Annotated in this window: 1 protein-coding gene; it reads right to left on the bottom strand. The window is 51.1% G+C overall.

Annotated features, from left to right (window positions below; all coding sequences use genetic code 11):
• A partial coding sequence (locus ACYP03_RS28165) for a BCCT family transporter (protein ID WP_459782960.1) occupies nucleotides 1-231 on the bottom strand: 231 nt, incomplete at its 3' end.
• Between the last annotated feature and the right edge of the window lie 2 nt (nucleotides 232-233).

Genomic DNA, 233 nt, shown 5'->3' with positions numbered 1-233 from the left:
CGGCTCGGCGTGATCCGGGCCGAGCTTGATCTCTCCCCATTTGGTCAGGGCAACAGTGACAATAAAAAACAGAAAGATCGCTACCGACAGCATGTAGAACCAGCCAAAACTCTGGGTAACGTAACTGAGGGTCTCTGAGAAGACTTTTCCGGCCAGAGTCGGATTACTGATGGTGCCTATCACCATGAGTAAAATCACCGCCACGGCGGGAATAAAAACCGGAATCAGGATAG

Source organism: Photobacterium sp. R1 (assembly GCF_054600795.1).
Note: the sequence above shows the minus strand (reverse complement) of the source record. Positions and strands in the feature narration are given on the sequence as shown.